Source organism: Amycolatopsis sp. VC5-11, from assembly GCF_037034185.1.
In the GTDB taxonomy this organism is placed as follows: domain Bacteria; phylum Actinomycetota; class Actinomycetes; order Mycobacteriales; family Pseudonocardiaceae; genus Amycolatopsis; species Amycolatopsis nivea.
Genome location: NZ_JBAGKF010000002.1, coordinates 765,272 through 792,258, shown reverse-complemented (window position 1 = coordinate 792,258; position 26,987 = coordinate 765,272). Strand labels below are relative to the sequence as shown.

29 protein-coding genes are annotated in these 26,987 nt (G+C 69.5%); 16 read left to right on the top strand and 13 right to left on the bottom strand.

Annotated features, from left to right (window positions below; genetic code table 11):
- Positions 1–19 precede the first annotated feature (19 nt).
- From WA670_RS11160 to WA670_RS11150, 3 genes are all read right to left on the bottom strand, one after another.
- Positions 20–1,702 (bottom strand): DUF2334 domain-containing protein, encoded by a 1,683-nt coding sequence (locus WA670_RS11160; RefSeq protein WP_336157634.1) that lies wholly within the window; start codon positions 1,700–1,702, stop codon positions 20–22.
- A complete protein-coding gene (gene wecB, locus WA670_RS11155; protein ID WP_336157633.1) occupies positions 1,699–2,892 on the bottom strand; it encodes a non-hydrolyzing UDP-N-acetylglucosamine 2-epimerase in 1,194 nt (397 codons plus the stop codon). Before wecB ends, WA670_RS11160 begins: the two co-directional genes overlap by 4 nt.
- Before the next feature lie 369 nt (positions 2,893–3,261).
- Complete coding sequence (locus WA670_RS11150) at positions 3,262–3,747, bottom strand: carboxymuconolactone decarboxylase family protein (protein WP_037810590.1); 486 nt, start codon at positions 3,745–3,747, stop codon at positions 3,262–3,264.
- Between the two features lie 46 nt (positions 3,748–3,793).
- Between WA670_RS11150 and pdxR the strand changes: the two genes are divergently transcribed.
- The 4 genes from pdxR to WA670_RS11130 all read left to right on the top strand — a co-directional run bounded on the left by pdxR (position 3,794) and on the right by WA670_RS11130 (position 7,859).
- Positions 3,794–5,191 (top strand): MocR-like pyridoxine biosynthesis transcription factor PdxR, encoded by a 1,398-nt coding sequence (pdxR, locus tag WA670_RS11145; protein ID WP_336157632.1) that lies wholly within the window; start codon positions 3,794–3,796, stop codon positions 5,189–5,191.
- Positions 5,192–5,411: 220 nt separating this feature from the next.
- Complete coding sequence (locus WA670_RS11140; RefSeq protein WP_009082264.1) at positions 5,412–5,588, top strand: CsbD family protein; 177 nt, start codon at positions 5,412–5,414, stop codon at positions 5,586–5,588.
- A gap of 108 nt (positions 5,589–5,696) precedes the next feature.
- Positions 5,697–6,305: an acyl-CoA-like ligand-binding transcription factor gene (locus WA670_RS11135; RefSeq protein ID WP_336157631.1), complete on the top strand. Its 609-nt coding sequence runs from the start codon at positions 5,697–5,699 to the stop codon at positions 6,303–6,305.
- Between the two features lie 18 nt (positions 6,306–6,323).
- Positions 6,324–7,859, top strand: a complete 1,536-nt coding sequence (locus tag WA670_RS11130; RefSeq protein ID WP_336157630.1) for an FAD-dependent monooxygenase — start codon at positions 6,324–6,326, stop codon at positions 7,857–7,859.
- Here the strand turns inward: WA670_RS11130 and WA670_RS11125 are convergent.
- The gene (locus WA670_RS11125; RefSeq protein WP_037810647.1) at positions 7,831–8,640 is read right to left on the bottom strand and encodes a class I SAM-dependent methyltransferase; all 810 of its coding nucleotides are present in this window, start codon (positions 8,638–8,640) and stop codon (positions 7,831–7,833) included. The genes WA670_RS11130 and WA670_RS11125 overlap by 29 nt on opposite strands.
- 23 nt (positions 8,641–8,663) lie before the next feature.
- Positions 8,664–9,485 (bottom strand): class I SAM-dependent methyltransferase, encoded by an 822-nt coding sequence (locus tag WA670_RS11120; RefSeq protein ID WP_336157629.1) that lies wholly within the window; start codon positions 9,483–9,485, stop codon positions 8,664–8,666.
- Positions 9,486–9,521: 36 nt separating this feature from the next.
- Here WA670_RS11120 and WA670_RS11115 point away from each other — a divergent pair, with 36 nt between their 5' ends.
- Positions 9,522–10,952 carry a xylulokinase gene (locus WA670_RS11115; RefSeq protein ID WP_336157628.1) on the top strand — a complete coding sequence of 477 codons (1,431 nt, stop codon included), beginning with the start codon at positions 9,522–9,524 and terminating at the stop codon, positions 10,950–10,952.
- A 13-nt stretch (positions 10,953–10,965) separates the two neighbouring features.
- The gene (locus tag WA670_RS11110; protein ID WP_240690840.1) at positions 10,966–11,637 is read left to right on the top strand and encodes an alpha/beta hydrolase family protein; all 672 of its coding nucleotides are present in this window, start codon (positions 10,966–10,968) and stop codon (positions 11,635–11,637) included.
- Here WA670_RS11110 and WA670_RS11105 read toward each other — a convergent pair.
- From WA670_RS11105 to WA670_RS11095, 3 genes are all read right to left on the bottom strand, one after another.
- The gene (locus WA670_RS11105; RefSeq protein WP_043836821.1) at positions 11,630–12,334 is read right to left on the bottom strand and encodes a zf-HC2 domain-containing protein; all 705 of its coding nucleotides are present in this window, start codon (positions 12,332–12,334) and stop codon (positions 11,630–11,632) included. The two genes, WA670_RS11110 and WA670_RS11105, sit on opposite strands and share 8 nt — an antisense overlap.
- Positions 12,331–12,870: a sigma-70 family RNA polymerase sigma factor gene (locus tag WA670_RS11100; protein WP_037810598.1), complete on the bottom strand. Its 540-nt coding sequence runs from the start codon at positions 12,868–12,870 to the stop codon at positions 12,331–12,333. Before WA670_RS11100 ends, WA670_RS11105 begins: the two co-directional genes overlap by 4 nt.
- A gap of 940 nt (positions 12,871–13,810) precedes the next feature.
- A complete protein-coding gene (locus WA670_RS11095; protein ID WP_043836823.1) occupies positions 13,811–14,047 on the bottom strand; it encodes a hypothetical protein in 237 nt (78 codons plus the stop codon).
- A gap of 127 nt (positions 14,048–14,174) precedes the next feature.
- Between WA670_RS11095 and WA670_RS11090 the strand changes: the two genes are divergently transcribed.
- Positions 14,175–15,059: a hypothetical protein gene (locus tag WA670_RS11090; protein ID WP_051728764.1), complete on the top strand. Its 885-nt coding sequence runs from the start codon at positions 14,175–14,177 to the stop codon at positions 15,057–15,059.
- A 19-nt stretch (positions 15,060–15,078) separates the two neighbouring features.
- Here the strand turns inward: WA670_RS11090 and WA670_RS11085 are convergent, their stop codons facing one another.
- Positions 15,079–15,498, bottom strand: coding sequence for a DUF5709 domain-containing protein (locus tag WA670_RS11085; protein ID WP_037810600.1), 420 nt, complete (start codon positions 15,496–15,498; stop codon positions 15,079–15,081).
- 71 nt (positions 15,499–15,569) lie between these two features.
- Here WA670_RS11085 and WA670_RS11080 point away from each other — a divergent pair, with 71 nt between their 5' ends.
- Genes WA670_RS11080 through WA670_RS11070 form a run of 3 tightly spaced genes read left to right on the top strand, consistent with a single transcriptional unit; the run spans position 15,570 to position 18,663 of the window.
- Positions 15,570–16,643, top strand: coding sequence for a VanZ family protein (locus WA670_RS11080; protein ID WP_336157627.1), 1,074 nt, complete (start codon positions 15,570–15,572; stop codon positions 16,641–16,643).
- A gap of 50 nt (positions 16,644–16,693) precedes the next feature.
- Complete coding sequence (locus tag WA670_RS11075; protein WP_336157626.1) at positions 16,694–18,175, top strand: AlkA N-terminal domain-containing protein; 1,482 nt, start codon at positions 16,694–16,696, stop codon at positions 18,173–18,175.
- A complete protein-coding gene (locus WA670_RS11070) occupies positions 18,172–18,663 on the top strand; it encodes a methylated-DNA--[protein]-cysteine S-methyltransferase (protein WP_238604562.1) in 492 nt (163 codons plus the stop codon). The genes WA670_RS11075 and WA670_RS11070 overlap by 4 nt, the downstream gene beginning before the upstream one ends.
- Positions 18,664–19,029: 366 nt before the next feature.
- On the opposite strand, the gene WA670_RS11065 is transcribed toward WA670_RS11070, so the two are convergent.
- Both WA670_RS11065 and WA670_RS11060 read right to left on the bottom strand, forming a co-directional pair.
- The gene (locus WA670_RS11065) at positions 19,030–19,854 is read right to left on the bottom strand and encodes an isocitrate lyase/PEP mutase family protein (protein WP_037810603.1); all 825 of its coding nucleotides are present in this window, start codon (positions 19,852–19,854) and stop codon (positions 19,030–19,032) included.
- Between the two features lie 87 nt (positions 19,855–19,941).
- On the bottom strand, positions 19,942–20,574 hold the full coding sequence (locus tag WA670_RS11060; RefSeq protein ID WP_238604560.1) for a peptide deformylase: 633 nt from the start codon (positions 20,572–20,574) through the stop codon (positions 19,942–19,944).
- 93 nt (positions 20,575–20,667) lie between these two features.
- On the opposite strand from WA670_RS11060, the gene WA670_RS11055 reads away from it, so the two are divergent.
- Entirely contained in the window at positions 20,668–21,864 is a 1,197-nt protein-coding gene (locus tag WA670_RS11055) for a cysteine desulfurase-like protein (protein WP_037810605.1), read from the top strand.
- Positions 21,865–22,599 carry an enoyl-CoA hydratase-related protein gene (locus tag WA670_RS11050; RefSeq protein WP_336157625.1) on the top strand — a complete coding sequence of 245 codons (735 nt, stop codon included), beginning with the start codon at positions 21,865–21,867 and terminating at the stop codon, positions 22,597–22,599.
- Here the strand turns inward: WA670_RS11050 and WA670_RS11045 are convergent.
- Both WA670_RS11045 and WA670_RS11040 read right to left on the bottom strand, forming a co-directional pair.
- Positions 22,596–23,111, bottom strand: coding sequence for a TetR/AcrR family transcriptional regulator (locus WA670_RS11045; RefSeq protein ID WP_336157624.1), 516 nt, complete (start codon positions 23,109–23,111; stop codon positions 22,596–22,598). The two genes, WA670_RS11050 and WA670_RS11045, sit on opposite strands and share 4 nt — an antisense overlap.
- Entirely contained in the window at positions 23,044–23,649 is a 606-nt protein-coding gene (locus WA670_RS11040; RefSeq protein WP_336157623.1) for a GNAT family N-acetyltransferase, read from the bottom strand. Before WA670_RS11040 ends, WA670_RS11045 begins: the two co-directional genes overlap by 68 nt.
- A 306-nt stretch (positions 23,650–23,955) precedes the next feature.
- On the opposite strand from WA670_RS11040, the gene WA670_RS11035 reads away from it, so the two are divergent.
- From WA670_RS11035 to WA670_RS11020, 4 genes are all read left to right on the top strand, one after another.
- Positions 23,956–24,378: a hypothetical protein gene (locus tag WA670_RS11035; RefSeq protein ID WP_037810609.1), complete on the top strand. Its 423-nt coding sequence runs from the start codon at positions 23,956–23,958 to the stop codon at positions 24,376–24,378.
- Positions 24,379–24,970: 592 nt separating this feature from the next.
- Complete coding sequence (locus WA670_RS11030; RefSeq protein WP_235146610.1) at positions 24,971–25,525, top strand: Rv1733c family protein; 555 nt, start codon at positions 24,971–24,973, stop codon at positions 25,523–25,525.
- 426 nt (positions 25,526–25,951) lie between these two features.
- On the top strand, positions 25,952–26,401 hold the full coding sequence (locus tag WA670_RS11025; RefSeq protein ID WP_037810611.1) for a helix-turn-helix domain-containing protein: 450 nt from the start codon (positions 25,952–25,954) through the stop codon (positions 26,399–26,401).
- The gene (locus WA670_RS11020; protein WP_037810612.1) at positions 26,398–26,940 is read left to right on the top strand and encodes a toxin; all 543 of its coding nucleotides are present in this window, start codon (positions 26,398–26,400) and stop codon (positions 26,938–26,940) included. Before WA670_RS11025 ends, WA670_RS11020 begins: the two co-directional genes overlap by 4 nt.
- Positions 26,941–26,987: the final 47 nt, after the last annotated feature.

Genomic DNA, 26,987 nt, shown 5'->3' with positions numbered 1-26,987 from the left:
TTTTCCTTCCAGAACAAACTCAAGCAGCGACGGCGGCCGGGGACACGAAGCGATAGCCGAGCCCCTCGATCCCTTCGACCACCTTCCGGAGGTCGCCGATGCCGAGAAACGAGTGATAGTAGAAACTGACGACGCTGTCGGTCACCACGCGATGGGTTTTCGCGTCGGCCAGGATGTCGTCGGCGGTGCGAGCGTCGTGCTGGTTGAACTTGGCCGGAGCCACGTTCCCGACGTTCTCCGGCACCACGACAGTCCCGTAGACGTCGCGGACCGCATACGGGAAGAACTGGCCGTATACCTCGCGATAAGACACATCGGTCCGTCCACAGTGGCCGCCGTCGCACTGACCGGCGTAGTAGCTTCCCCGGTCGTACCGCATCGGGAAGACCCGGCCGGCCTCCTGATAGTCCACAGCGGACCCGCCGTAATGCGGGAACTCGAACGCGTCCGGCCGAGGCAGCCCGACCCGGTCGAACTCGGCGAGGCCAGTCGCGACGCGGCCGCGGAACCACTCCGGCGAATCCTCCGGCACCGGTCCGCTGAGCCGCACGTTGTCCTGGTGGTCGACGGTCGCGCGATAGAACTCGTAGTCCGCGGCGCTGGTTCCCGAATACGGATTGTCGGTCTCGTTGTACTGGTGACTGTAGCCGTGCATCACCAAGGTTCCGCCCCGCGCGACCGCATCGCGCAGTGCCGCAACAAGTTCCGGACTGTCCACCAGTCGCGCGAACGTCGGCTTACCGCCGTTCGCCGCACCATGCGGGTCCGCGTAATACGGATACACCGCTAGCGAGAACGGCACGCCGTGCCCGCTGAGGTAGTCGGTGATCGCCCGGACTTCAACAGGCGGCGTGCGCGGACCGATGTCCTCGATCCGCACGAGAGCACGTCGACGCGCCGGAGCGTCCGGCGCGAGCACGCCAAGGAGAATGTCCGCAGCCGCCAGATAGCGATCACCCGCACCGACGTACGAATACGGCACTTCGGCGAGATAGGTGAACGATCCGCTGTGGACCGCCCACGGCGACGACACTCCCTCAGCGGACTCCGCCTGCGCCAGCACCTTCGCCTTCGGCGACGTCACCCGCACGCCCACGACATCGACGCCGGCATTGGGATCTCGCCGCAGGTCAGTGTCCCGATAGGACACCGTCGTGACTTTGTCCTCCCGGAACGGAGCCCACGTCCAACCCCACTTTCCGGCGAGCGCCGGCGTGTGGTCGAACAGCTGCCAGATGTTGCTGCCCATCCACACCACCGGCAGCCGGGTCCGGCTCAGGTCGTCCAGCAACGCGGGCGGGAGCTGCGCGCCGTAGACCGTGCCGACGTAGACGACTGCCTGGTACTCGTTCAGCTGGCCGCTCCGGTAGTCAGCGGCGGGCAGCATCCGCCAAGCAGTAGAACGGGAAATGAGGTTCGCCGTCTGGATCGCGTTGGCCTGCGCCTCCTCGGCGACCTGGGTCGCGGGCGGACTCGGCCGCAACCGCCGCCCGTCGTCGAAGAGCACCAACGTGCGCCGGTCGTCCCGCCCGCCCGGGCCGGCCAGACCGATTTTCGGCTGCCGCAGCACCGGTTCGATCGGAGACGCCGCTTCCGAACCGGAGCCGTCGTCCGAGACCACCACGACGATTCCGCCCACCAGGCTGACCACCGCGACAACAATCATCCCGAGCCGCAACCACGCCGGGAATCGTTGCTTCACTGCACGACCTCAGCCCGCTCCGGGACGAACGGCTCCGGCGCTTCATCGGTCAGGCCGAGCAGCCAGGCCACCGCCTGTTCGGTGCGTTCCGCGGCTCGGCCGTCGCCGAACGGGTTGGCGCGCGTGCTCATCGCCGCCCGCTGCGCCGGATCGGTCAACAGCTTCGACGCGGTGTCCACAATGAGGTCGGCGTCCGTTCCGACGAGCATCGCACACCCGGCGTTGACGGCTTCCATCCGTTCCGTCGTGTCCCGCAGCACCAGCACCGGAACCTTGAACGTCGGCGCTTCTTCTTGAATGCCACCGGAATCCGACAGCACGAGCGAACTCGCCGCGATCGCCGCCGCGGTCTGCTCATACGGCAACGCCGGGGTCAGCACCACGCGCGGATGGCCAGCCAGCGCTTTGCGCACCGCCTCTTGCACAGCCGGATTCGGATGCATCGGCAGCAGCACGCGAACGTCCGGATGCCGCGCCAGCAGTGTGTCCACAGCGGACAGAATGCGCGTCAACGGCTCGCCCCAGGACTCCCGGCGATGCGCGGTCACCAGAACCAACCGGCACTCGCCCCGCGTCGCCGACTCGACCACGTCGGCGACCGCACTGTCGGCAAAGGACACTCCCCGGTCCGTCACCCGCGAAATCGCGTCCACCACAGTGTTTCCGGTAACCAAGAGGACACTGTCGTCGATGCTCTCGGCACGCAGGTTCTGCGCGGCCGCCGGAGTCGGGGCCAGGTGCAGGCTCGCGGTCTGCGTGACCAGCCGCCGGTTCAGCTCCTCCGGGAACGGCGACTGCAGATCGAACGAGCGCAGCCCGGCTTCCAGGTGCACCACGGGAATCTTGCGCCAGAACGCGACCATCGCACCGGCCACAGTGGACGTCGTGTCGCCCTGCACGAGCACCGCCGCGGGCGGACGCTGCGCGGCGAGCGCGTCGAGGCCGGTGACCAGCTGCGAGAACAGCTCGGGCTGACCGCCGTCGACCCGGTTCAGGGTGAGCCGCAGGTCCGGGGTCAGCGAGAACGCGGCGAGCACCTGGTCGACCAGCTCCGGATGCTGCCCGGTCGCGACGAGCACCGGGTCCAGCCGTCCGGACCGGCGCATCTCCTGCACGACCGGCGCCATTTTGATCGCCTCCGGCCGGGTGCCGGCAATCAGCCAGACCACCGGTGCGTCACCCCGGGTCATCACGGAACCCCATTTCAGCGAGAGCGGACGCGATCCGGGAAACCGTCCCTGGATCGCGCCGACCACGCTAACTACGGCATCCGGAATCAACCTCACCCTCGCGGGTAAATCTCACCGTCAGTAGTCGCCGTCACAAGCGGTCAAGAAGACACCAAACCATTGCCCACCTTGTAGTTAAGCAGCTGCTTACTTGGCCACCCGTGAATGCACCAGGTCAGCCAACCACACTCAGTAATCACGCTGGATCGGTTAAGTCACCAATCCTGGAAAAGGGCACCCGAAACCCCGGGCGCCCTTTTTCCCTTCGCCGGGCAAACCGGCGGTATGCCGTCCCGCGATCCTGCTCACATAGTGGTCCAGACCACCAGGTCAGTGCTTCCCCGGAACATATTCGCCGGGCACCATCCGCGTCGTGACCGCGAACCGGTTCCACGCGTTGATCACGGTGATCGTCGCGATCAGCTGAGCCAGTTCGGCGTCCTCGAAATGCTCGGCGGCGCGGGCGAAGACGTCGTCGGGCACGAAGCCGTCGGTGAGCACGGTGACCGCTTCGGTCAGCTCCAGCGCGGCAACCTCCTTCGCCGTGTAGAAGTGCTTCGACTCCTCCCACGCGGAAAGCTGGATGACGCGCTCGCTCGTTTCGCCCGCGGCCAACGCGTCCTTCGAGTGCATGTCGATGCAGAAGGCGCAGTGGTTGATCTGCGACGCCCGGATCAGCACCAGCTGCCGCAGCGCCGGGTCGAGGCCGTGCCGGGTCGCGGCGTCGAGGCGGATCATCGTCTTGTAGGCCTCGGGCGCCAGTTCCGCCATCTTGAGGCGGGGCGGTTGCACCGGAAGTCGTTCTGTCGTTGTCATAACTTCGACCCTACGAGCGATTGGCACTCTGTTATGGTCCATTTCCGTGCGCGCGGAGTGGGCCAGTTCGCTGAGTGAAGACCTCCACCTCGACCTGCGCGGGCCTCGCCTGCGCGACGGTCTGATGGAGGCCCTGCGGGACGCCATCCGCACCGGACGGCTCACCCCGGGCGCGAAACTGCCGTCCAGCCGCACGCTCGGCGCGGATCTCGGAATCGCCCGGAACACCGTGGCGCAAGCGTATGCGGAACTCGTCGCCGAAGGCTGGCTCACCGCGCGGCAAGGCGCCGCAACCCGGGTTGCCCCGCGCGCCGAGATCGCGCCCGCACCGGCCGTGCCGAAGCCTGCTTCGCGACACCGGATCGTGCACGACCTACGCCCCGGCCAGCCCGATCTGTCCGCGTTCCCCCGCGCAGACTGGCTTAAAGCCGCGCGACGCGCCCTGACCGACGCGCCAGACGACGCGTTCGGCTACGGCGGTCCGTACGGCCGTCCAGAGCTACGCGAAGCCGTAGCCGCGTACCTCGCCCGTACACGCGGCGTACGCGCACATCCGGACCAGATCATGCTCTGCACCGGTACGTCGCACAGTCTCATCGTTCTCGCCGAAGTACTGAAGCAACGTGAAACGCGAGCAGTCGCCGTCGAGTCGTACGGCCTGCAGGTACATCGCGCGCATCTCGCGAAGGTTGGCCTCGACACTCCGCAGTTGCCGGTGGACGGCGACGGCGCGAAGGTCGAACGCCTCGACGACCTGCCCGACGTCGGCGCGGTGTTGCTGACGCCGTCGCACCAGTTCCCCACCGGCGTCGCGCTGCATCCGGACCGCCGCGCCGCAGTGGTGGACTGGGCACGCCGGACCGGCGGCCTGGTGCTGGAGGACGACTACGACGGCGAGTTCCGCTACGACCGCAGCCCGGTCGGCGCGATGCAGGGACTCGACCCGGAGCACGTGATTTACCTTGGCACCACAAGCAAAGCGCTCGCCCCGGGCCTCCGGCTGGGCTGGATGGTGCTGCCGCCGCGGATCGCCAGGGCCGCCGCCGAGGTCAAGGGCGACCGCGACCCGTTCTCCGGCGTGCTCGACCAGCTCGCCATGGCCGAATTCATCACTTCGGGCAGCTACGACCGGCACATCCGCGCGATGCGGCTGCACTACCGCCGCCGGCGCGACCAGCTCGTCGCGGCACTGGCCGAGCACGCACCGAACACGCGGGTGACCGGGCTTTCCGCCGGTTTGCAGGTGCTGGTGGACGTCCCGTCCGGCGAGGAAGACGCGGTGGTGCAAGGGTCCGCGTGGCAGGGGCTGGCCATGCACGGGCTCGGCGCGTTCCGCCATCCCGACGCGCCCGCGGACCGCGACGCCCTGGTGATCGGCTACAGCACCCCGTCGGCCAGCGCGTGGTCGGGCGCGCTGGCGGCGCTGTGCCGGGTGCTGCCCTAGGTCACTCGACGCCGAGCCTGACCTCGGTCGATTTCACCAGTGCGGCGACCGGGAACTCCTTCGCAACTGGACAGAACACGTTCACCGCAAAGGGAAACCCGCCGCTTCGCCGACGTCGGTTGCGAGGTTTCGAGGCGGTTCGCGCCGGGCACCGATTCGCGAGTTTGGCGCCCGGCAGAGCGGGTAGCCGAAGCGCGAGGCACGAAAGGGAGGACCCATCGTGAACGACAAAGCCGAGAACAAGGCCGAAGAGCTCAAGGGCCGCGCCAAGGAAGCCGTAGGCAACGCCACGGACAACGAGCAGTGGCAGGCCGAAGGCAAGGCGGAGCAGGGCAAGGGCAACCTCAAGCAGGCTGCCGAGAAGGTCAAGGACGCGTTCAAGAGCACGAAGGACTGACGCGTCGGCGAAGCCCGGGGCATCCGTGCCTCGGGCTTCTTCGTGCCCTCAAACTTGCGTATCACGCAAACTTTGCGCGTAGCGCAAGTAGCGCGCTATGGTGGTCTCATGACCGAGCGACCGAACCTGCGAGACCGCCGCCGCCAAGAGACCCGGGTCGACATCTCCTGGGCGGCAGTCCGGCTCACAGTCGAGCGCGGTCTGTCGAACGTGACAATCGAGGACATCGCCCGCGAAGCGGGAGTTTCGCCGCGCACCGTCAACAACTACTTCTCCAGCAAGGCCGAAGCGATCGTCGCCCGGCACCAGGACCGGGCTCGCGGGATCGCTGATCACCTCCGCGCGCGCCCGGCGTCGGAACCGCTGTGGACCGCGTTGCGGGAGGCGTCGCTCATGCAGCTCGACACCGACCGCGGCACCTCCCCCGGCGGCGGCAACGATCCGCAATGGACGGCCGGCGTCCAGGTCATGATCGCCGAACCCGCGCTGGCGGGCGAATTCCTCAAAGCCAATGTCGCGGCCGAAGAAGCACTGGCCGAGGCGATCGCGGAACGCCTCGGCGCGGACGTCCACGATCTCCGCGTCCAGCTCATCGCCACCACCGCGGGCGGCGTGCTGCGGGCAGTCATCCAGGAGTGGCTGCGCACCGCCCCGTCCGCGGACCTGACCGCCATCGTGCACCGGGCGTTCGACACGCTCGCCGAGGTGCTTCCCTGATCCCGCAAGGAGATCCCCATGTCCGACATCGTCATCGCGGGCGCCGGGCCGAACGGCCTGATGCTCGCCGCCGAACTCTGCCTCGCCGGGGTCCGCCCCATTGTCCTGGAACGGCTCGCCGAACCTGACGGGCTGCGCCGTGCCAACGGTCTCGTCGGCCAAGTGGTGCCGCTGCTGCACCGGCGCGGGCTGTTCGAGAAGCTCGCCGAGGTCCCCGAACCCACGCCGGTCCCGAGGTTCGTCTTCGGCGCGTTCCCGGTCGAATTCGCCGATCTGCCCAGAAATCCGATGTACATCCTGCCGAAGCCGCAGCACGAACTGGAGGAGATGCTGATCGAGCACGTCCGCGCGCTAGGCGCCGATCTCCGCCGCGGCCACGAAATCACCGGCTTCACCCAGGACGAGAACTCGGTGACCGTGCAGGTGCAGGGACCGGACGGGCCCTACGAACTCGCCGCTGAGTACCTGGTCGGCGCGGACGGCGGACGCAGCACGGTGCGCAAGCTCGCCGGGATCGACTTCCCCGGCGTCAGCTGGGACGAAACGGTGTCCCGCAGCGCGAATGTGCGGATTCCGCAGTCCTTCGTCGATCCGGTGACCGGCGGGCTGAAGCTGGAAACGGGCGTCATCCCGCCGTTCCAGCACCACCGGACGGAAACCGGGTTGTTCGTGTTCGCGCCGTTCGATCCGGCGAACCCGGCGCTGTCAGTCACCGAACACAGCGGTGCCGCCGATTTCGCCGAGGACGATCCGCTGACCATGGAAGAACTGCGCGCGAGCGTGCGGCGGGTGCTCGGGGTCGATCTGCCGCTCGAGCCGCCGTCCGGGCCCGGTCCGTTCCTGTCGCGCAGGCTGTCCGGCGGCAACACCCGGATCGCCGAGACCTACCGGCGGGGCCGGGTGCTGCTGGTCGGCGACGCGGCCCACGTGCATTCCGCGCTCGGCGGCCCGGGGCTCAACCTCGGTCTGCAGGACGCGGCGAACCTCGCGTGGAAGCTCGCCGCGGAGGTGCGGGGCTGGGCTCCGCCGGGGTTGCTCGACAGCTACGAGGCCGAACGCCGCCCGGTGAGCGAGCGCGTCGTGATGCACACCCAGGCGCAGAGCGCGCTCGTCGCGCCCGGCCCGGAAGTCACCGCGCTGCGCGAATTCTTCGTCGAACTGCTCGACTCTCCGGATACGCGGCAGCACATCGCCGACCTGATGTCCGGCGCGGACATCCACTACGGCACCGACCCGGACAGCGGCCGCTGGGCTCCTGACTTGCCGCTCGCCGACCCGGGTCCGCTGACCGCCGCGTACCAAGCCGCGCGCCCGGTACTGCTGGACCTGACGCCCGGCGCGGTGCTCGCCGACGTCGCCGCCCCATGGGAAGACCGCGTCACCACCGTGTCCACCACGGCGACCGGCGATGCACCCACCGCGCTGCTCATCCGTCCGGACGGTTATGTCGCCTGGTCCTCCACGGACGCCGAGCCGGACATCGAAGCGCTGCGAACCGCGCTCACGCAGTGGTTCGGCGCACCGGTCAGGTCAGCCGTGTCGTCGCCACGTTGACGAGCGCCCCGGCCGGGAGCGTGCCGTCGGGGGTCACCAGCGGGCGGGACGCCACCTTGAACGCGGTCCGCAGCCCCAGCAACTGCGTCTCGTCCAGGGCTTCGACCTGGTAGTAGGTGTCGTGGCAGGTCTGCCAGACCGAATCCGGCGTGCCGGAGAGGTCCACCCGCAGCTGGTGCCATTCGACCGGCGCGAATCCGGCCGGGCCGAGCAGCGCGTCGAGGCCTTCGCGGGTGCGGCTGCGCGGGTCGCCGGAGGTCGGCACCTGCCGGTCTTCGGCCACCACGGCGAAGAGCGGCCGGGCGACCTTCAGGAACACCTCGAGGGCGTCGGTCCCGCCGCCGCCAACGCCGATCACGAAGGCGCCGCCGGGCCGCAGCACGCGGGCGGTCTCGGCGATCACCTTCTCGACATCGGACATGAGCATCAGCGCCATGTGCGACACGACCGCGTCGTAGCTGTCGTCCTCGAACGGCAGCTCCTGCGCGCGGCCGGGTCGCAGGTCCGCGTGGGCGAGCCCAGTCCGGCCGCGCGCGACCTCCAGCTGCTTGGCGGAAAGGTCGATGCCGGCGAGCTTTCCGGTACCGCGACCGGCGAGCACCGCCAGCAGCGCGCCGTCCCCGCAGCCGAGGTCGAGCACGCTGTCCGGCGTGCCGACGTGGTCGGCGAACGCCTCGTACACCGAGCGTCCGTCGACCCGGCCCCGCTCGGCCAGTTCGGACGCGGCTGCCGGGTTCCGGTCGTGAAAATCGCGGAGGAACTCTTCGGCAGGCGTCATCATGTCCGAGACGGTAGCGCGAACGGTCACTTCAGCAGTTCCGTTTTCGCCAGGTTGACGCACAGCCCCGCCGGAAGGAGGCCGTCCTCGGTGCGCAGGTGCTCAGTTTCGGCGAAGAAGGCCGCGCGGAGCCGGGCCAGTTGGGCGGCATCGAGGGTGTCGGTCGAGTAATACGATTCACAGCACAACGTCCACACCTCGTCCGGCGCGGCGGTCAGGTCGATCTCGTACGGCTCCCAGGAAACCGGCGCGAACCCTGCCGGAGCGAGCACCTCGTCGATCCCCTCGCGGTTCGATGTGCGCCGCTCGGCGGTGTAGGTGGCCCGCCGTTCCTCCGGCACCTCGCGGAACAACGGCCGGGCCAATTCGAGAAACACCGGCGTCGCACCCGTCGATTCAGGACCGCCGACGACCACCGCGAAGGTCCCGCGCGAAACCAGCACCCGCGCGAGCTCGGCGGCGACCGCCTCGGGGTCGTCCATGAGCATGAAGGCCATGTGCGACACAGCCGCGTCGTAGCTGTCGTCCTCGAACGGCAGCTCCTGCGCACGGCCGTGGTGCAGCTTCGCGTCGACCAGCTCGGGCCGTTGCCGGGCAAGGCCCAGCTGCCCCGCGGACAGGTCGACACCAGCGAGCTTTTCCGCGCCACGGCGGGCCAAAACGGCCAGCAGCGCACCGTCGCCGCAGCCGAGATCGAGCACCCGGCGCGTGGGCGCGACCCGGTCGGCCAGCACCTCGTAACTCGTCCGGCCGTCCCCGGTCACCCGGCCGGACTCGATCAGCACGGACATCGCCTCCGGTTTGCGATCGTGGTACTCGCGCAGGTAATTCTCCGCGGCAGAGGTCATGCTCCGACGGTAGCGAATTCCTGGTACCCCTGTGGCATGAACGAAGTAGCTCTGCTCGGCATCGACGTCGGCACGACCGCGGTGAAAGTCGCGGCGTTCGCGCCGGACGGCCGGAAACTCGCGGCGCACTCGGTGCCCTACCCGATCGCGCGGCCGCGTCCCGGCTGGGCCGAACAGGACCCGGAAGACTGGTGGCACGCAACGGAAACCGCGCTCGGCACCGTCCTTTCCGGACTCCCCGCCGGTGCGGTGCGCGCGGCCGGGATCGTCAGCCAGGTCAACACCCACCTGCTCGTCGACCGAGATCTGCGGCCGCTCACCCCGGCGGTGATCTGGCAGGACCAGCGCTGCGCCGACCTCGCCGCGGAACTCGACGCACGCTTCACCGACGACGACAAAAAACGCATCTGGGGCGGGCCGATCGTGCTCGATGCGTCGTTCGCCGGGGCCCGCGCCGCGTGGTTCGCGCGCGAGCTGCCGGAGCTGTGGTCCCGTGCGCGATGGATGCTGAGCCCCAAGGACTTCATCGGCGCGCGGCTCACCGGACGCGTCGCGACCGACCTGCTGTCCGGCGTGCGCATCGCGGGCGCGTCCGGTTATCTGCCCGAAGCGGTCGCGCTCGTGGACGGACTCGGCGACCGGCTGCCGGAACTGCTCGCTCCCGAGGAACCTCTCGGCCACGCTGCCGTACTGGGCGACGCCCCGGTTGTCGTCGGGACCATGGACGCGTTCGGCGCCGTTTTCGGTACCCGCACAACAGAACCCGGCCGCGCCATGGTCACCTGCGGAACGTCGCTGGTCGTCGCGGCCGCCTCGCACCGGCACGAATCGGTCCGCGGCCTGGTCACCTTCCCGCCCCGCGGCGACCTCGTCGTGCACGCCGGACCAACGCAAGCAGCGGGCGACGCGGTGCGCTGGTGGAGCCGAGCGTCCGGACTGTCCGTGCCGGACGTGTTCGCTTCCGCCGCGGACGGCAGGCCGGGGGTGGTTTTCCTGCCGCACCTGCAAGGCGAACGCGCCCCGCTGTGGGATCCGGATCTGCGCGGCAGCTTCCTCGGGCTGACGTCGTCCACCACCACCGCGGACCTGTCGCGAGCCGTCCTCACCGGAGTCGCGTTCTCCGCACGGCACGTGCTGGAAACCGTCGAAGAAGCCTGCGGCGAAACCCTTCCGTCGGTCACGTTCTCCGGCGGCGGCGCACGCAGTGACCTCTGGACCCAGCTCCACGCCGACGCGCTGTCCCGCCCCGTCGAACGCCTCCGCGTGCACGACAGCGCCGCGCTCGGCGCCGCCCTGCTCGGCGCAGTCGGCGCGGGCCGGTACCCAGACGTCGAAACCGCTGCGGCCGCGACCGTCGCCGTCGAGCGCACCTTCACCCCGGACACGGACCTGACCGGCCTGTACGAGGCGTATCGCGCGGCGCACGAAGGGCTGGCACGAGTGCACGAACGGCTGGCGCGATGGTGATCTAATGGCCAGCATGGAGACCCTCCGCTACGGCAGCGAGCCCAGCCAGTTCGTCGAACTCCACGGCACCCCGGGCGGGCGAGGCACCGCGATCCTGCTGCACGGCGGATGGTGGCGCGCCCGGCACGACCTGCACCAGCTCGACCCGATGGCCGCCGACCTGGTCGCCGCGGGCTGGTACGTGGCGAACGTCGAGTACCGCCGCATCGACGGCGACACCGGCGGCTGGCCGCGAACCCTGGACGACGTGCGCGCCGCGATCGCCGCCGTCGACCGACCGGCCGAGCTGCCGACGGTCGCGATCGGACACTCCGCGGGCGGACACCTGGCGCTGCTGGCCGGCGGACTTTCCGGGGTCGTCGCGCTGGCCCCGATCACCGACGTCCCGCGCGCCCGGGCCGAGGAACTGGGCGAAGGCGCCGCCGGATTGTTCTTGACCGGCGACGACCCCGCGGCGTCGCCGATCCAGCAGCTCCCGCTCGGCTGCCCACAACTGGTCGTGCAGGGCGACGCCGACGTCCGGGTCCCCGCTGCGCACAACCGCGACTACATAGCCGCGGCGACAGCGGCCGGCGACGACGTAGACTACGTCGAACTTCCCGGCGTCGACCACTTCCGGCTGATCGACCCGGCCGACGAGCCGTGGCAGTCCGCCCGCGAATGGCTCGACCGGCGGTTCAGCTGACGTCCGCCTCGACGAACCGGTGCCCGGCGGTGTTCTCGATGACCACCGCCGCCACCTGCGCCGGATCGATCACCGCCGTTCCGTAGAGGTACGCGCCGTCCCGCGCCGCCCGCTCCGAGACCATCCAGCCGCCCGCGACCTGCCGCTCGCCGTTCTTGCTGAGCACGACGAGCAGGCATTTCTGTCCAGCCGGAATGCCCGTCACCGAGCCGTCCACGCGCACCCAGCCGGTTTGCGGGACGATGTTCGCGGTCAGCCGGGTCTTGCCGCTGGCATCCGCACCGGAAACGACCCGCGTGCCAGGAACCGCGCTGGTCGGCGGCGGCGTAGTCGGCACGGCCACCGCGGGCCCGGACGAACTCCGCCCCACCATCACCCCGACGCCCAACGCGACCGCAGCCACCACAACCGCGGCGACGATCGCCATCGACCGCCCCCGCCCCGCCCGCGCGCTCGACTCCGCCCGGACCTGGCCGACGGTCCGCTGCAACACCAAGTCCGCCCCCACCGGCGGCCCGTCCAGCAACGCCTCCGGCGGCAATTCGCCGAGGAAACTCTGCACCTCCCGCAGAGACGCGGCCTCCGCCCGGCAGCGCTCGCAGCCGTCCAGATGCGCCTCGACGTCGCGTTGCTCGCCCGAGGCGAGCTGACCGGTCAGGTACCCCGCCAGGTCGACGTGCTCGTCGGCTGTGTTCATCCGGCCACCCCTTCCGCTCGCCGGAACTCTTCCCGCAACGCCCGCAACCCGTAATACGAGCGGGACTTGACCGTGCCCGGCGGAATCCCGAGCCGCTCCGCCGCCTCCGCGACGCTGCGCCCCTGCAGATACATCTGCTCGAGGACCTCGCGATGCTCCGGAGAAAGCCCGTCGAGCGCGGCGAGCACCACCATCGAGTCCACGACCTGATCGGCATGATCCCGCTCGACCGGCCCGCCCGACGGCGACTCGGCCACCTCCTGCGGCCGCGCCTCCTTCGCCCGGAACCGGTCGATCACCAGGTTCCGCACGACGGTGAGCAACCACCCGCGCACCGACCCGCGCCCGTTGACCAGGCTGTCCGGACTCCGCCACGCGCGGACGAGCGCCTCCTGCACCACGTCCTCCGCCGCCGCGCGGTCGCCGAGCAGCCGGGTGGCGTAGGCGAGCATCGCCCGCCCGTGCTCCTCGAAAAGCGCGCGGACCAGCGCCTCGTCCGCAACCGCCCGCCGGTGACGGGCCCTGAACCCGGCCATGCCCCGATCATCCCCCCGGTCGGGCCCGATTGTCGCGTAGCCGAGGTGTGTTGCTTGTTGCCCGGTGCCGATGACTGCTCGTTCCTGATGCTCCGAACGGCTCTGGTGCCGCTTAGCTGATCGGCGCGGGCCCCGGCTTTCCTGGTGCCGCTTCCGCAGTGGACGGCGGCTCCGCGATCGGCGCGGGCCGGTTTTCCTGGGGACGCTTCCGCACTGGACAGCCGCTCCCCGATCGCGGCAGTCCCCCGCCCCTTCCGGCACGGCATCCGCGCTCCCGGTGGCTCACCGATCGGTGCGGGCCCGTTTTCCTGGTGACGCTTCCGCACTGGACAGCCGCTCCCCGACCGGTGCAGTCCCCCGCCTCTCCCGGCACCGCGTCCGCCCTCGCGGCGACTCCCCGATCGATACCCGCCCACCAGCGTGGTTCCGCCGACACGATCGGGGAACACGCCGCCTGCGAGCCCCGGACCTGGGCTAAGTTCGCAACTGATCCAGCCGGAAGGCTTGCTCACCAGGTCGGCGCACGCCGGTGTCGTGCACTGGGATCACCGCCCCGGCCGCCCGACCGCCCTGGAGCCGCCGGGAGCGCTGCGCACACCGCCCTCCCGGCGGCTCCGGGGCACCCTGGGCCTGTTTCGTTCCCGGCCCTCGCGGCTCCGACGGGGATGGGTTGCAACGTCCAGGTGGGCTGTACTGCAGTTCGTTCCGGAGCAGTTCGGATTGCTCGACCACGGCGACTTGCGCTGCAGTTCGCACGCCACGGCCTTCGCGGGTATTCCAGCTCCGAACGGTGGCGAGTCGTACCGGCGGCCATCGCATCAGGCCAGGTCTCGGCAGAGCACGACGGCGGTCACACACCGCCCAGCACCTTCACCCCAGCCGCCGTTCAAACCCCCAGCCCACCGGCCCGCCCCCGCGAGCCAGTCAGTCCACAAAGGACTCAAGCGGCAGCAACACCGAGATCCGTCAGCACGACCGGGCTCGCCGGCGCCCCTCGGCGGCGGGCGATTCTCACCAGGCCCCGGCGGCGCAAGCGGTCCATCGCCTGCGTCTCCCACAGCGGGACCCGCCCGCCGACCGACCACAGGTAGCACTCTCCGGCTAATCCGTTGTGGACCACCACCAGCCCGCGCCGGACGTCGTCCAGTGCGTGTACGTCCTCCTCGACGAGCACCATGACCGGCTCCCTCCGTCCCCTTCATGGTGAAACGTCCGGGGCCGCCCGCACATCCGGGAATCCACCTCAGGGGTTCCCTGGAGAAATGGGGTCGCCCCCGCCCCGCGGACCTGGCAGGATCGGGCATGTGCGGCCGCCGACGATCGCGTGCGACGAGTCCGGCTCCGAGGGCGTGAACCTGATCGGCGCGAACACCGCGGTATTCGCGCACGCCGCCGTCCGGCTGGAGCCCGCGGCTGCCGCGGAATGTGTTGCGCGGCTGCGGGAATTCATCGGTTCGCCCGCGCTCGAATACAAAGCCAACCATCTCCTGCGCGCCAAGAACCGCGCTGCCCTGGAGTGGCTGCTCACCGAACCCCTCGCCGACGCCGCCAGCGTCCTGCTCGTCGACAAAACCCTGTTCCTCGCGGGCAAAATCGTCGACCTGCTCGTCGACCGGACCCCCTACCCGGAATGCCTGCGCCACCGTCCGGACGACCGCGCCCGCGCCTTGCACCGAGACGGCCCGCGCATTCACGGCGCCCGGCGCTGGACCGAATTCCTGCGCTCGTTCACCGGCCTGCTGCGCACCTCGAACCGCCGCCTCCCCGCGACCACCCCCGCCGAATTCTTCGCCCAGACGGACGTCCTCGGCGAACTAGTCGCGGCTCGCCCGCAGGTGACCGCACTGCGCGACGAACTTCTCGCCGACCCCGGACTCGTCTCGCCGATCGACCCGTTGATGCCCGCGCTCGCCGACACGATCGCGTTCTGGCGTCCGGAACTGGTCATCCACGACGAGCAGCCGTCCCTCACTCCGGCCCGGCTCGCCCAGCTGCTCGATCCGGTGCCGCGGTGGCGATTCGTCGACTCTCGGTGCGAACCGCGGGTCCAGCTGGCCGATTTCCTGGCCGGAGTCGCCCGGCGGCTCACCGAGGAAACCCTGCACGGCGGCGGGGACCCGGAACTGGTCAAGCTGCTGCGGCCGTATGTGCTTCCGGCGTCGGTCTGGATCGGGGATCCGGCGGACTAATCCCGGTGCTGCCGGCCGGTCACAAATCCCGCGGGTTGACAACGTGCACCGCGGCTTCCTCCGCCGAGGCCGCGCCTCCGTCGATGCCGATGTCCGACGCGTACAGCTCGTCTTCGGTGTCCGGGCCGAAGCCCGCGTTGGCGGCCACCAGGCGGCCCGCGCGGAAGTCGCCGACCTCGTCGTCGACGAGCTCGCCGTCGGTGTCGTCAGTGTCGCCGAGACCGTCGCCGTCGGTCGCGCGGATGTCCGGGAGTTCGCGGGCCAGCCTGCCCGCCCAGCTTTCCCCGGCGGCTTCTTCCGCGGCGGTGGTGCCCCAGTCGCGAGTCGCGAGTGGACGTTCCGGCGGCGAATAACCCTCGTCGTAGGGGTCTCCGTCCTCCAGGGTGTCTTCAGGATCCAGCACGCCGGTGTCGGCGTTGTCTTCGATGTCGTCGTCCACTGCTCCTCCTTTCCGCGTGCCCAGGTTACTGCCGCCCGCTAGCCTGTGCGCTCACGCCGGGTGGAGGAACGATGACTCAGTGGAGCGGTCCCACGCTGATCGCCGTGTTCGCCGGGTTCGGGCTGGCGTTCGTTCTGGTGGTCCCGTACGTCGCGATCAGCTATCGCAAACGCGGCGAACTCGGCCTGCTGCGCGCGATCGCCGCGCCGGCGTTCCTCGTGTACTGCTTCGCGCTGGTCACCTACACGCTGCTGCCGCTGCCGGACGTGGACGCGGCGTACTGCGCGACACACGAAGCGCTGCGGCACCCGGTGTGGAATCCGCTCCAGTTCCTGGAAGACATGCGGCAGTTCAACACCGGGCTACTGGACAATCCCGCGCTGCGCCAGGTGTTGTTCAACGTCGCGTTTTTCGTGCCGTGGGGCGTGTTCGTGCGGCGATTGTTCGGGCGGAGCATCGGCTTCGCCATCGTCACTGGGTTTTTCGTGTCCCTTGCCATCGAGACGACCCAGCTGACCGGCGTGTGGTTCCTGATGGAGTGCCCGTACCGGCTGTTCGACACCGGCGACCTGCTGTCCAACACAGTCGGCGCGGGGGTCGGCGCACTGCTCGCGCCCGTGCTGCGGCGCTCTGGACGGCTGCGTCCGGCCGACGAACCACGCCCGGTCCTCGCCCGGCGGCGGCTTCTCGGCATGGTGCTCGACCTGATTTCGGTCACGCTGGTGGGCGTCGTGCTGAGCATGATCGCGCTCGCGGTCCAGTACGTCACGAAGGGCACGCTGCAGAACAACACGCTGATCGACGACGTCCTCGGCCGCTGGGTGCCCACGGCGGTCCTGCTGCTGCTCGTGCCGCTGGCGGGCAACGGCGCGACGCCTGGTCAGCGCGCGGTTCTGCTGACGGTGGTCCGCGCGGACGGGCGGCCGCCGTCGATGCCGCAGTCGATCGTCCGGTTCCTGATCGGTTCGGGCGGCTATTTCATCCTGGTCGGCTTGGATTCCGGGTGGACGTCGCTGTGGCTGCTGGCGCATCTGGTGTTCATGGTCTTCACTCGTGGACATCGGGGACTGACCGGGCTGGCGTGCGGGTTGTCGGTCGTCGACACGCGGGCGGTGGACCGGGAGCCGGTTGCCCCGCCAGGGTGATGTCGTTTTTTCGCGAGGTTTCGGGCGCGAGGCGAGGCAGACTGGTCGGCGTGTACGAGGACACCGAACGCTGTATCCGCGCGGTGCAGTCGAAAGACGACCGGTTCGACGGATGGTTTTTCACCGCGGTGCTGACCACGGGGATTTACTGTCGGCCGAGTTGCCCGGTGGTGCCGCCCAAGGTCGAGAACATGCGCTTCTACCCGAGCGCCGCCGCAGCGCAGGCCGCTGGATTCCGCGCCTGCAAACGCTGCCGGCCCGACGCGTCGCCCGGTTCGCCGCTGTGGAACGAACGCGCCGACATGGTGGCGCGCGCGATGCGCCTGATCGGCGACGGGATCGTCGACCGCGAAGGCGTGCAGGGGCTGGCCGCGCGACTCGGGTACAGCGTCCGGCAGGTGGAACGCCAGGTGCAGGCCGAACTGGGCGCGGGTCCGCTCGCACTCGCCCGGGCCCAGCGCGCCGAGACCGCCCAGTTGCTGATCGAAACCACGACGATGCCGATGAGCGACATCGCACACGCGGCCGGGTTTTCGAGCATCCGGACGTTCAACGAAACCGTGCGGGCAGTCTTCGCCCTGACGCCGAGCGAACTGCGTTCCCGCGTCCGCGGCGGCAAGCGGACCAAGTCGCAGGGAGTGCTATCGGTGCGGCTCCCGTTCCGTCGGCCGCTGTGTCCGGACAACCTGTTCGGACACCTGATCGCCACTGCGGTCCCGGGCGTCGAGGAATGGCGCGACGGCGCGTACCGCCGCACCCTGCGACTGCCGCACGGCCACGGCGTGGTGGCGCTCCGCCCGGAGCCGGACCACGTCGCGTGCCGCCTGAGCCTGACCGACCTGCGCGACCTGGCCGCCGCGATCAGCCGTTGCCGCTGGCTGCTGGACCTGGACGCGGACCCGGTAGCCGTCGACGAACAGCTCGCCACGGACCCGACCCTCGCTCCCCTGGTCGCCGCCGCACCCGGCAGGCGCGTCCCGCGCACGACCGACTCGGCCGAGTTCGCCGTGCGAGCAGTCCTCGGCCAGCAGGTCTCGACCGCGGCCGCCCGCACCCACGCAGCGCGCCTGGTCCTGGCGCACGGCACCCCGATCGAGGACCGGGAAGGCGGCCTGACGCACCTGTTCCCGTCGCCCGAGTCGCTGGCGGAACTGGACCCGGAAACGCTAGCCATGCCGAAATCCCGCCGCGCGACCCTGCTGGGCCTCGTGTCGGCCCTGGTTTCCGGCGACGTCGACCTGACCGCCGGCGGCGATTGGGTCCACGCCCGCGCACAACTGGCCGCCCTGCCCGGCTTCGGCCCGTGGACCGTCGAGAGCATCGCCATGCGCGCCCTCGGCGACCCGGACGCCTTCGTCGCGACCGACCTGGGCGTCAAGATCGCGGCCGAAAACCTAGGCCTGCCAACAAGTCCAGCCGCCTTGATCGCGCACGCCGCCCGGTGGCAGCCTTGGCGCGCGTACGCGGTCCAGCACCTGTGGGCGACCGGCGACCACCCGATCAACCGGATCCCCGCTGAGGAATCGGCATGACCGTGGTGCACACCGTCATCGACAGCCCCGAGGGCCCGCTGACCCTCATGGCCCAAGACGGCGGCCTGGCCGGCCTGTACATCGGCGACGAGCAGTACCGCCCGCCCCGAGCCGCCTTCGGCGACCGGGACGACCGCCCGTTCGCCGCGGCGACCCGTCAGCTGAACGAGTACTTCGCCGGGGATCGGGTCGAGTTCGACCTTCCGTTAGCTTTCAGCGGCACTCCTTTCCAAGAGACGGTGTGGCGGGCGCTCCTGCGGATCCCGTACGGCGAGACGACGACCTACCGAGAACTGGCCGAGTCGATCGGCCGCCCGACGGCGTCCCGCGCGGTCGGCCTGGCGAACGGCCGGAACCCCATCGGCATCGTGGTGCCGTGCCACCGGGTGCTGGGCAGCAACGGATCGCTGACCGGCTACGCGGCTGGGGTGGAGTGCAAGCGGAGGTTGCTGGAGCTGGAGCGGGGCAGGCGGTTGGTCGCGGGGTGAGTCGGGGCGAGTTGGCTGCGGCTTGGGTGGTTGGTTGCTTGGTGAGTCGCGGGGTGAGTCGGGGCGAGTTGGCTGCGGCTTGGGTGGTTGGTTGCTTGGTGAGTCGCGGGGTGAGTTGGCCGCGGCTGGAGTGGTTGGTTGCGGGATGAGTTGCAGTCGAGCCGGGCGGCCGGGTCGCGGTTTGGGTGGGGTGAGTTGCGGCTCGGATTGAGGGCAAGCCAGCGTCCCGCCTCGCCCGTCTGCCCCAGCTCACCTCCCCCGTCTGCCCCAGTTCGCCTCGCCGGTCTCTCCAGTTCGCCTCGCCCGCCCGTTCAGATCGCCTGCCCGCGGCACCCCACTCCAGCGGCTCCCGCCCTCCGCCGAGGGTCAGTTGAACCAGCCGTTCACCGTCCCGAAGTCCAATGCACCCGTCACCTCCCCGTAAGTCCCCTGCTTCAGCACCTCTGCCGCGGCGTGGTGGGCCAGGGAGTAGGCCGCCTGGGCGATGGACGTTCCTACGCTCACCCGGCGCACGCCAGCGGCTGCCAGGTCGGACACTGGGGGCGCACCGGGGCCTGCCATGGCGCTTACCGGGATCGGCGAGGACTTTGCCAGTTCTGCCAGGACTTCGACGTCCGTCAAGCCGGGCACGAAGATGCTGTCCGCTCCGGCGTCGGCGTAGACGCGGGCTCGGGTCAGGACGTCGTCGAAGCGGCCGGTGGGTTCGCCGATTCCGAAGAGGTACACGTCCGTCCTGGCGTTGATCCACAGCTCCGACAGACCGGCCGTCGCGGCGGCGGCGCGGGCTGCGGTGAAGCGTTCTGCCTGTTCATCGGGGGTGAAGAGGGTGGCGGTTCCGGCGCGGGAGTCTTCCAGGTTCACGCCGACTGCGCCCGCCTCCACTACGCCTCGCACGGTTTCGGCGACCGCTGACGGGGCTAGGCCGTAGCCGCCCTCAACGTCGGCGGTTACTGGGACTTTTACGGCGGAGGCGATTTGGGCGATCACGGTCAGCATTTCCGCCCGCGACAGGTGCTGGCCGTCGCCACTGGCTAAGGCCCAGGAGACGCCTCCGCTCGTGGTGGCGATCGCGGGGGCACCGGCGCGTTCGATGGCGACTGCGCTGCCTGCGTCCCAGGCGTTGGGCAGCACGAGAACATCAGCCGCGTGCAGTTCGCGGAAGAGATTTGCCTTGTCTTGCAACGAGTTCATCAGGGTCCTCCCCAGTGGCGAGCCCCGGGCGGGGCAACTGCGGAGGAACGTATCAGCGGGCACCGACAAAAACGGGCCGGCGAGAAATCAGGGGAGGTCGAAGCCCAGTTCGCGGGCGGCGTCGGCGGGGGTCGGCTGGGTCCAGCGGCGGGCGACGGCTTCGTGGGTGGACAGCGAGCGCAGTTCGGCTCGGTCCAGGTACAGGATGCCGTGCAGATGGTCGGTCTCGTGTTGGACGATTCGTGCTGGCCAGCCGGACAATTCCTCGTCCAGGGCCGCACCGGTTTCGTCGGTGCCGCGGAGCCGGATCCGCAGGGGGCGCGCGACGACGGCCTGCCATCCGCGCACGCTCAGGCAGCCTTCGAAGAACGCGGCGGTTTCGTCGCCCACTCGGGTGTACTCGGGGTTCACCAGCACGCGGAACGGCAACGGGACGATCCCGCGGGTGGCGAGCGTGGACTCAGCGACGCCGGGGCGGTCGCGGGCGCCGTCCTCGACCACCGCGATCCGGACCGACAGGCCGATCTGCGGAGCCGCGAGACCGACGCCGGGTGCCGCGTGCATGGTCTCCTTCATGCCCGCGATCAGTCCAGACAGCAGTTCGTCGCTCAGTTCGCCCTCGTACGGACGGGCGGCGGCGCGCAGCACGGGGTCGCCTGCCTGCACGATCGGCCACGGCAACGGCTGGGCGAGCAGTTTTTCGACCTGTTCGGCAAGCACCGGCGAACCCCTCTCCAAGGGCAACGGGACAGCGGCATGATCGCACCCGCGCGGAGCACGACACTCGCCCGGGGATCAGGCAAGCTGGCAGCCGTGGCCTACGACGTGAACGCGATCCGCAAGCACTTCCCCGCGCTCGAGAACGGCGCTGCCCACTTCGACGGACCCGGTGGCTCCCAGGTCCCGGACGTGGTCGGCGAAGCAGTCTCCTCGACCCTCTGCGCCGCCATCGCGAACCGCGGCACCGTCACGGCGGCGGAGCGCCGCGCGGACGGCGTCGTGCGCGAAGCCCGGCAAGCCGTCGCTGACCTGCTCGGCGCGCAACCGGAGGGCGTCGTGTTCGGGCGCAGCATGACGCAGGTGACCTACGACTTCTCCCGTACGCTCGCGAAGAACTGGGGGCCGGGCGACGAGGTCGTGGTCACCCGGCTCGACCACGACGCCAACGTCCGGCCGTGGGTCCAGGCGGCCGAAGCGCGCGGTGCGACTGTTCGCTGGGCGGACTTCGATCCCGAGACCGGCGAGTTGCCGACGTCATCGATCACGGAACTGCTCACTGATCGGACGCGCCTGGTAGCGGTCACTGCTGCCTCCAACCTGCTGGGCACTCGTCCGGACATCCCGGCGATTACCGGCGCGGTCCGCGAAGCAGGCGCGCTGAGCTACGTGGACGGCGTGCACCTGACGCCGCACGCGGTGGTCGACATCGCCGCGCTGGGCGCGGACTTCTACGCCTGCTCGCCGTACAAGTTCCTCGGACCGCACCTCGGCCTTCTCGCCGCCGCACCGGATCTTCTGGAGACGTTGCAGCCGGACAAGCTGCTGCCGTCGAGCAACGCGGTCCCGGAACGTTTCGAGCTGGGTACGTTGCCGTACGAGCTCCTCGCGGGCACTACCGCCGCTATCGACTTCCTCGCAGGGCTCGTGCCGAGTGAAGGCAGTCGTCGCGAACGTTTGCGTACGTCGCTTACGGCGCTCGAAGAGCACGAAGACGCACTGTTGCAGCGTCTGGAAGACGGGCTCGCCGCACTGCCGCGCGTCGTGCGATACGGCTCGCCGACGCGTCGCCGTACGCCGACAGTGTTGTTCTCGGTCACCGGGCTGACGCCGCAGGCGGTGTACGAGCGTCTCGGCGCGCGCGGGATCAACGCGCCTGCTTCGACGTTCTACGCCATCGAGTGCGCGCGGCATCTCGGTCTTGGCGACACTGGTGCCGTACGCGCTGGCATCGCGCCGTACACGACTGCAGCGGAAGTTGATCTGCTGCTCGCTGCTGTTGCGGAGCTGTGAATGAGCATCGAGACGACTGTCGACGGACAGATCACCACCATCACCATCAACCGTCCGGAGAAGCGGAACGCGCTCACGAAGGCGATGTACGTCGCCCTCGCGGACGCCTTCGACGCTGTCCGTACGCCGATCGTCGTACTGAGCGGAGCCGGCGGCGCGTTCACCGCAGGCAACGACCTCGGCGACTTCCTTGCGCACGAAGCCGGTGACCGTACGAAGACACCTGCGCGGGTCTTCCAAGAGGCGTTGCTCGCGACGCAGGCAGTAGTCGTCGCCTCGGTCGACGGTCCCGCTGTCGGCATCGGCGCGACCCTGCTGTTGCACTGCGACCTCGTCTACGCCACCGAACGCAGCTACCTGCAGTTCCCCTTCGTACCGCTGGGGCTGGTGCCGGAGTTCGGCAGTAGTTACGCGCTGCCGCGTCGAGTCGGCCCGCAGCGTGCGACGGAGCTGCTGCTGTTCGGAGAACGCCTGCCTGCGGTCGAAGCGGCGCAACTCGGGTTGGTCAACGAAGTGCTCCCTGACGAGACAGCGCTCAGCAAGCGCGTCTCAGAACGCGTCGCAACCCTCGCGGAACGGTCGGTACGCGCGGTGACGGCGACGCGCGCGCTGTTGCACGACCGCACCGACGAGAGCGTCGAAGCGCGCATGGAGTCGGAGTCCAAGCACTTCGCCGAACTGCTGCACGACCCGGACACTGTCGCCACGTTGCGCGCGAAGCTCGGCAGGCGTTAGCGGCGGCGGCGCTTGTCCACTGCGGCGTCGAGAACTGGACCTAGCTCCTCGACAACCGTGTCAAGCGCCGTCACCGAGTGCTCGACCCGGGCCAGCACTAAGGCTCCTTCAAGCGCGCTGATCATCAACACTGCCAGCGAAGCAGCGCGCGCCGCCGGTACGCCCATCTGCTGCAGCGCGGACACGATGGGCTTCCGCCACTGCGCGAAGGCGTCGTTCGCACGCTCACGCAACGGCTCGCTCGACGCCGCCGTGTCGGTGACTGTGGCCACTAACGGACAGCCGTAGTCGTAGCCGATCTCAAGGAACTCCGCGCGCCAGTTCTCGACAACTGCGGCGAAGAGCGCGGACGGCGTCGGGTCCGACAGAGAGTCCATCGCGCGCGTCACGCGTCGTGCGGCGTAGCGCCCTGCCCAATCGATGGCTTCGCCGAACAGCTGTTCCTTACCGCCCGGGAAGTAGTGCTGAAGCGACCCCCGCGGCGCTTCGGCATGCGCTACCACCTCGCGCATGCCAGTGCCGCTCAAGCCCTGCGTACGCAGCAACTGCGCAGCGCTGAAGACCATCCGGTCGCGCGCCGGCCGTTCCGTCATCGAGCGTCTCCTCCGTGACCGTCAGCTCGTACTCGTTCTCGCCGCCGTACCCCGGGACGAAGCGGAACCCGCACGCCCGCAGCAATCCTTCCGCAGCGACGTTGCCCTCCTGCACGGTGGCGTGCAGCTTCCAGCCGAGCCACTGCTCCGCGGCCAGCCGGACGAGGCCGCGGCCGATGCCCCTCCGCTGCCACCGGTCGGCGACGAGCAGCCCCAGTTCGACGCGGCGGTCGTCCTCCGGGACCGCGTTCAGCAGCCCGGCGGGCACACCCGAAACCTCGGCGACGAGGGCCGTGTCGACCAGGAGGAATCGCTGGTACCTGGACAGGACCGCGTCCGGCTCGATCGGGCCGCCGAGGGTGAACCGGCGGCTCAGCGATTCCGGCGAACAGGCGCGGACGAGGTCGGCCACGGAACCGGCGGTGGCCGGTCGCACGGCGATCATGACAGTCGTCATAACCCGAGGGTCGCACAGGGCCGGAACTATGACAAGCGTCATGGAAGATGTCACGCTGCCGACACGACCCGCAGGGCGCGCCGGTCCCGGCACCGGTGCGCCGCCACCGGTTTCGGGCAAGGAGAATTCACTGATCGTATCCGCGATACCCCATCGGCGGTAATTCCACCGATTAATCGGGGCTTGACCACGATGCGTGTCCGCCGGGCCTCTTCGGGTGAAAACGGTTCCCGATACCTGTCGGGAACGCGTTTCTTCCTTATATTTTCCTGGACGCTCCGGAAGGCGAGCAAAGGAGACACGGCCATGACCCAGTCGCTCGAGGTTCCGACGAAGGAATTCTGTCTCGACTGGACGATGGACGGGGCCCATGGCGGCAGGGTGCACTTCACCCTGTCCGGCCAGGTGAGCCTGTTGGACGGCAAGCGGTTCTACAAGGTCGACGGCGTGCTGTACATCGCGGACGGCAGCGCGTACTGCCGGGAGATCGGGAACCCGCGGCTGCACGTGCGGCGCAACGGCGTCGAGGAGACCGGACGGCAATGGGGCTGGGAAGCGATCAGTTCCCGCAAGAGCGCGAACCGGCTCTGCACAATGGACGGCTATTTCGTGCGCACGGGCTACTGGGCGCCCGCCGATCGCAGCATCCAACTCGGAATCGTCGCCGAACACGGGATCACCCGGCGTCGTTCGCACAGTCCGACGGCGACGATTCGACTGGTCGACTGAATGGTTCCCGGATATCGGGAGCGTTCCCCCGGTTTGTGCTTGGCGATACCCCGATTCCGGACCGGACGGCAATGAGCGTTTTCCCGAGCGGCCCGGGCGGACCTGTCTGCCCGGGCTGTCCCCGGCGGAAACGTCCGGTTGCCCGCAGGCGAACTCCCGGCACACAGTCGCACCGGCCGCCGAGGCGGCAAGATCGCTTGCCCGCCAACGCGAACCGTGCGAATCAGACGATCCACCGAGCGACCGCGGCGCCGAACCATCGATACCGCAACCCATCCGCCGCCGAACCCGGCGAAAGATCAACCCGGACAACGCGTACCGGACCCGCCAGACATTGGCCTGGACCACTCGTCGCGCCCCGCGAAACCCTGCCCCCGCAAGGCGCAACCTCCGCTCGTCGTCACCCACACGGGTAGTCCCCGGGCCCGGAGGTAAGCGAAAACACACCGGATCCCCAGGAAAAACATGAAAAACGTTGTGCGGGACACAGCGCTCGCGCGCGCGAAAGAGGACCATGAGAGGCATGCGGAACAGGACTCGGGCAGGCAGACCACCACACCCTGGTAAACGATTGCTCCGACGGCTCGGCGCCGTGCGCAACCCGCTCGTGCGACGGTCGGACCGGATCGAAGGCGTACTCGCCGGGATCGTCACGCTGCTGGCGCTCATCGCGATTCCCTTCGCGATGATGATCGGCAGCGAGGACATCGCCGCGGAGACCGCCGCGTCGGACGCGCAGCTGCAGTCGCGGCACCAGGTCACCGCCACGGTGCTGACGACGGCCGCGCAGCCGGCCGCCTCAGTCGGCGACAGCGCGCCGATCGCGAACACCGCGCGCGTGAACGCGGTCTGGAAGCCCCCGCACGGCGTGCAGCGGACCGGTGTCATCACGGTGCCCGCCGCCTCCGCGACCGAGGGCTCGACCACCGACATCTGGCTGGACGACAGCGGCAAGCAGACCACCGCCCCGCTGACGCACGCGGACGCGGTCACCAACGGCGTGCTCGTCGCGGCCTTCTGCTGGCTGTGCGCGGTCGGCGTGCTGGGCGGCGCGTTCTGGATCGCGCGGCGAGTGCTCGACCACCGGCGCGCGGCGCGGTGGGCTGACGAATGGGCGCAGTTCGCCGGTCCGGAAGCAGTTCGCTGACAGCTCTGCCAGCCACGGTGCTTGCCGGAGGTTCCGCACCGGAACACCTCCGGCCTCAGCGCGGTCGACTGCTGGACAGACGCGATCCGCCAGTCCGGCACCGGCCGCTGCCATCAGCTACGCACCGGCTCCCGAAGTTCCGCAGCCCGGCCAGCGGCGTAGTGCGCCGGGCCCGGAGGCAGTTCGCTGACACGTCTGCTGCCTCCGGACCCGGCCTCGGCGGACCGAGCGGGGCGACACCCCCAGCGTCGCCCCGGGCCGGTACTACGCCTGCCGCTCTTGCCCGGTTTGTGTGGCGAGTTAGCCACCAGCTATCTCGTTGAGGCACAGTCTTGTGGAGCCCTCCGGCGATTGTCAACTGTGAGCTAATCTGAGATAGTCGCCTTAGCTGAGAGCAATCAGCTGCAACTGGAGGGGCGTAGCAGCATGTCCGATGACACTCAGCCGGCGGATGCCCGGCCCACCCTGGCCTCCAGACTCGACGACCTGTTCCGCACGGTGCGCCCGCAGGGGAGGCACTGGACGAACGCCGAGGTGGCAGCCGAACTGAAGCGGGCCACGCCGGAGCTGAAGGTCGGCGCGGTGTACCTGTCTCAGCTACGCACGGGCAAACGGACCAATCCGTCTCAGGAACTGCTGGCCGCACTGGCGAAATTCTTCGGAGTCTCCGTCGCGTACTTCTTCGACGACGAGGTGGCCGGATCGGTGCTGTCGGAGCTGGCCGCGGTGGAGGCGATGCGCCAGGCAGGCGTCCGCGCGGTCGCCATGCGCGCGGCGGGCATGCGCGAAGAAAACCTCCAGGCGATCACCACGATCATGGACCAATACCGCAAAATGCAGGGGCTGCCCCCGGTCACGGACGAAGCGGCGCGGTGACCGGCACCCCGTCCGAAGCCCCGCAGCGGCGCGAGCAGCTGCGGCGGATGCGCGACGAAGGCGCCCAGCGAATCGCCGAACTCGACCTCCCGCCGAAGTACGACCTGGCCACCCTCTGCGCCCGCCTGGGCGAAATCCGCGAACGGCCGATCACCCTCGTGCCGCTGCCGATGCCAGCGTCGCACCCGTGCGGCATGTGGGTAGCCGCACGGGGCGAGGACCTGATCTTCTTCGACGCCAACACCACCGGGGCGCACCAGGAGCACATCATCTTGCACGAGCTGGGTCACATCATCTGCTGTCATCGCGGCTCGGGTCTCCTTGACGACGAGAGCGCCCGCTCGCTGTTCCCCAACCTGGACCCGGACATCGTCCGGGACATGCTGATGCGCGCCACCTACGACGACGCACAGGAACAGGAAGCGGAGATCATCGCCTTCCTGCTGTCGGAACGCATGGGCACGCCGTCGAAACCCATCGCCGAAACCCCCAAAGCAGGGGAGAAGCCGATGGACCGCATCGAACGCTCGCTCCTCTAGCGCGCCGGTACGTGAGGGCCACCTTCACGGACTCTGATTCCCTCAGG

Bases quoted from the DNA above. Each gene is read 5' to 3' on its own strand.
- wecB (WP_336157633.1), bottom strand. From the start codon at position 2,892: ATGACCCGGGGTGACGCACCGGTGGTCTGGCTGATTGCCGGCACCCGG.
- WA670_RS11150 (WP_037810590.1), bottom strand. From the start codon at position 3,747: ATGACAACGACAGAACGACTTCCGGTGCAACCGCCCCGCCTCAAGATG.
- WA670_RS11135 (WP_336157631.1), top strand. From the start codon at position 5,697: ATGACCGAGCGACCGAACCTGCGAGACCGCCGCCGCCAAGAGACCCGG.
- WA670_RS11130 (WP_336157630.1), top strand. From the start codon at position 6,324: ATGTCCGACATCGTCATCGCGGGCGCCGGGCCGAACGGCCTGATGCTC.
- WA670_RS11125 (WP_037810647.1), bottom strand. From the start codon at position 8,640: ATGATGACGCCTGCCGAAGAGTTCCTCCGCGATTTTCACGACCGGAAC.
- WA670_RS11120 (WP_336157629.1), bottom strand. From the start codon at position 9,485: ATGACCTCTGCCGCGGAGAATTACCTGCGCGAGTACCACGATCGCAAA.
- WA670_RS11115 (WP_336157628.1), top strand. From the start codon at position 9,522: ATGAACGAAGTAGCTCTGCTCGGCATCGACGTCGGCACGACCGCGGTG.
- WA670_RS11110 (WP_240690840.1), top strand. From the start codon at position 10,966: ATGGAGACCCTCCGCTACGGCAGCGAGCCCAGCCAGTTCGTCGAACTC.
- WA670_RS11105 (WP_043836821.1), bottom strand. From the start codon at position 12,334: ATGAACACAGCCGACGAGCACGTCGACCTGGCGGGGTACCTGACCGGT.
- WA670_RS11100 (WP_037810598.1), bottom strand. From the start codon at position 12,870: ATGGCCGGGTTCAGGGCCCGTCACCGGCGGGCGGTTGCGGACGAGGCG.
- WA670_RS11095 (WP_043836823.1), bottom strand. From the start codon at position 14,047: ATGGTGCTCGTCGAGGAGGACGTACACGCACTGGACGACGTCCGGCGC.
- WA670_RS11080 (WP_336157627.1), top strand. From the start codon at position 15,570: ATGACTCAGTGGAGCGGTCCCACGCTGATCGCCGTGTTCGCCGGGTTC.
- WA670_RS11070 (WP_238604562.1), top strand. From the start codon at position 18,172: ATGACCGTGGTGCACACCGTCATCGACAGCCCCGAGGGCCCGCTGACC.
- WA670_RS11065 (WP_037810603.1), bottom strand. From the start codon at position 19,854: ATGAACTCGTTGCAAGACAAGGCAAATCTCTTCCGCGAACTGCACGCG.
- WA670_RS11050 (WP_336157625.1), top strand. From the start codon at position 21,865: ATGAGCATCGAGACGACTGTCGACGGACAGATCACCACCATCACCATC.
- WA670_RS11045 (WP_336157624.1), bottom strand. From the start codon at position 23,111: ATGCGCGAGGTGGTAGCGCATGCCGAAGCGCCGCGGGGGTCGCTTCAG.
- WA670_RS11040 (WP_336157623.1), bottom strand. From the start codon at position 23,649: ATGACGACTGTCATGATCGCCGTGCGACCGGCCACCGCCGGTTCCGTG.
- WA670_RS11035 (WP_037810609.1), top strand. From the start codon at position 23,956: ATGACCCAGTCGCTCGAGGTTCCGACGAAGGAATTCTGTCTCGACTGG.
- WA670_RS11025 (WP_037810611.1), top strand. From the start codon at position 25,952: ATGTCCGATGACACTCAGCCGGCGGATGCCCGGCCCACCCTGGCCTCC.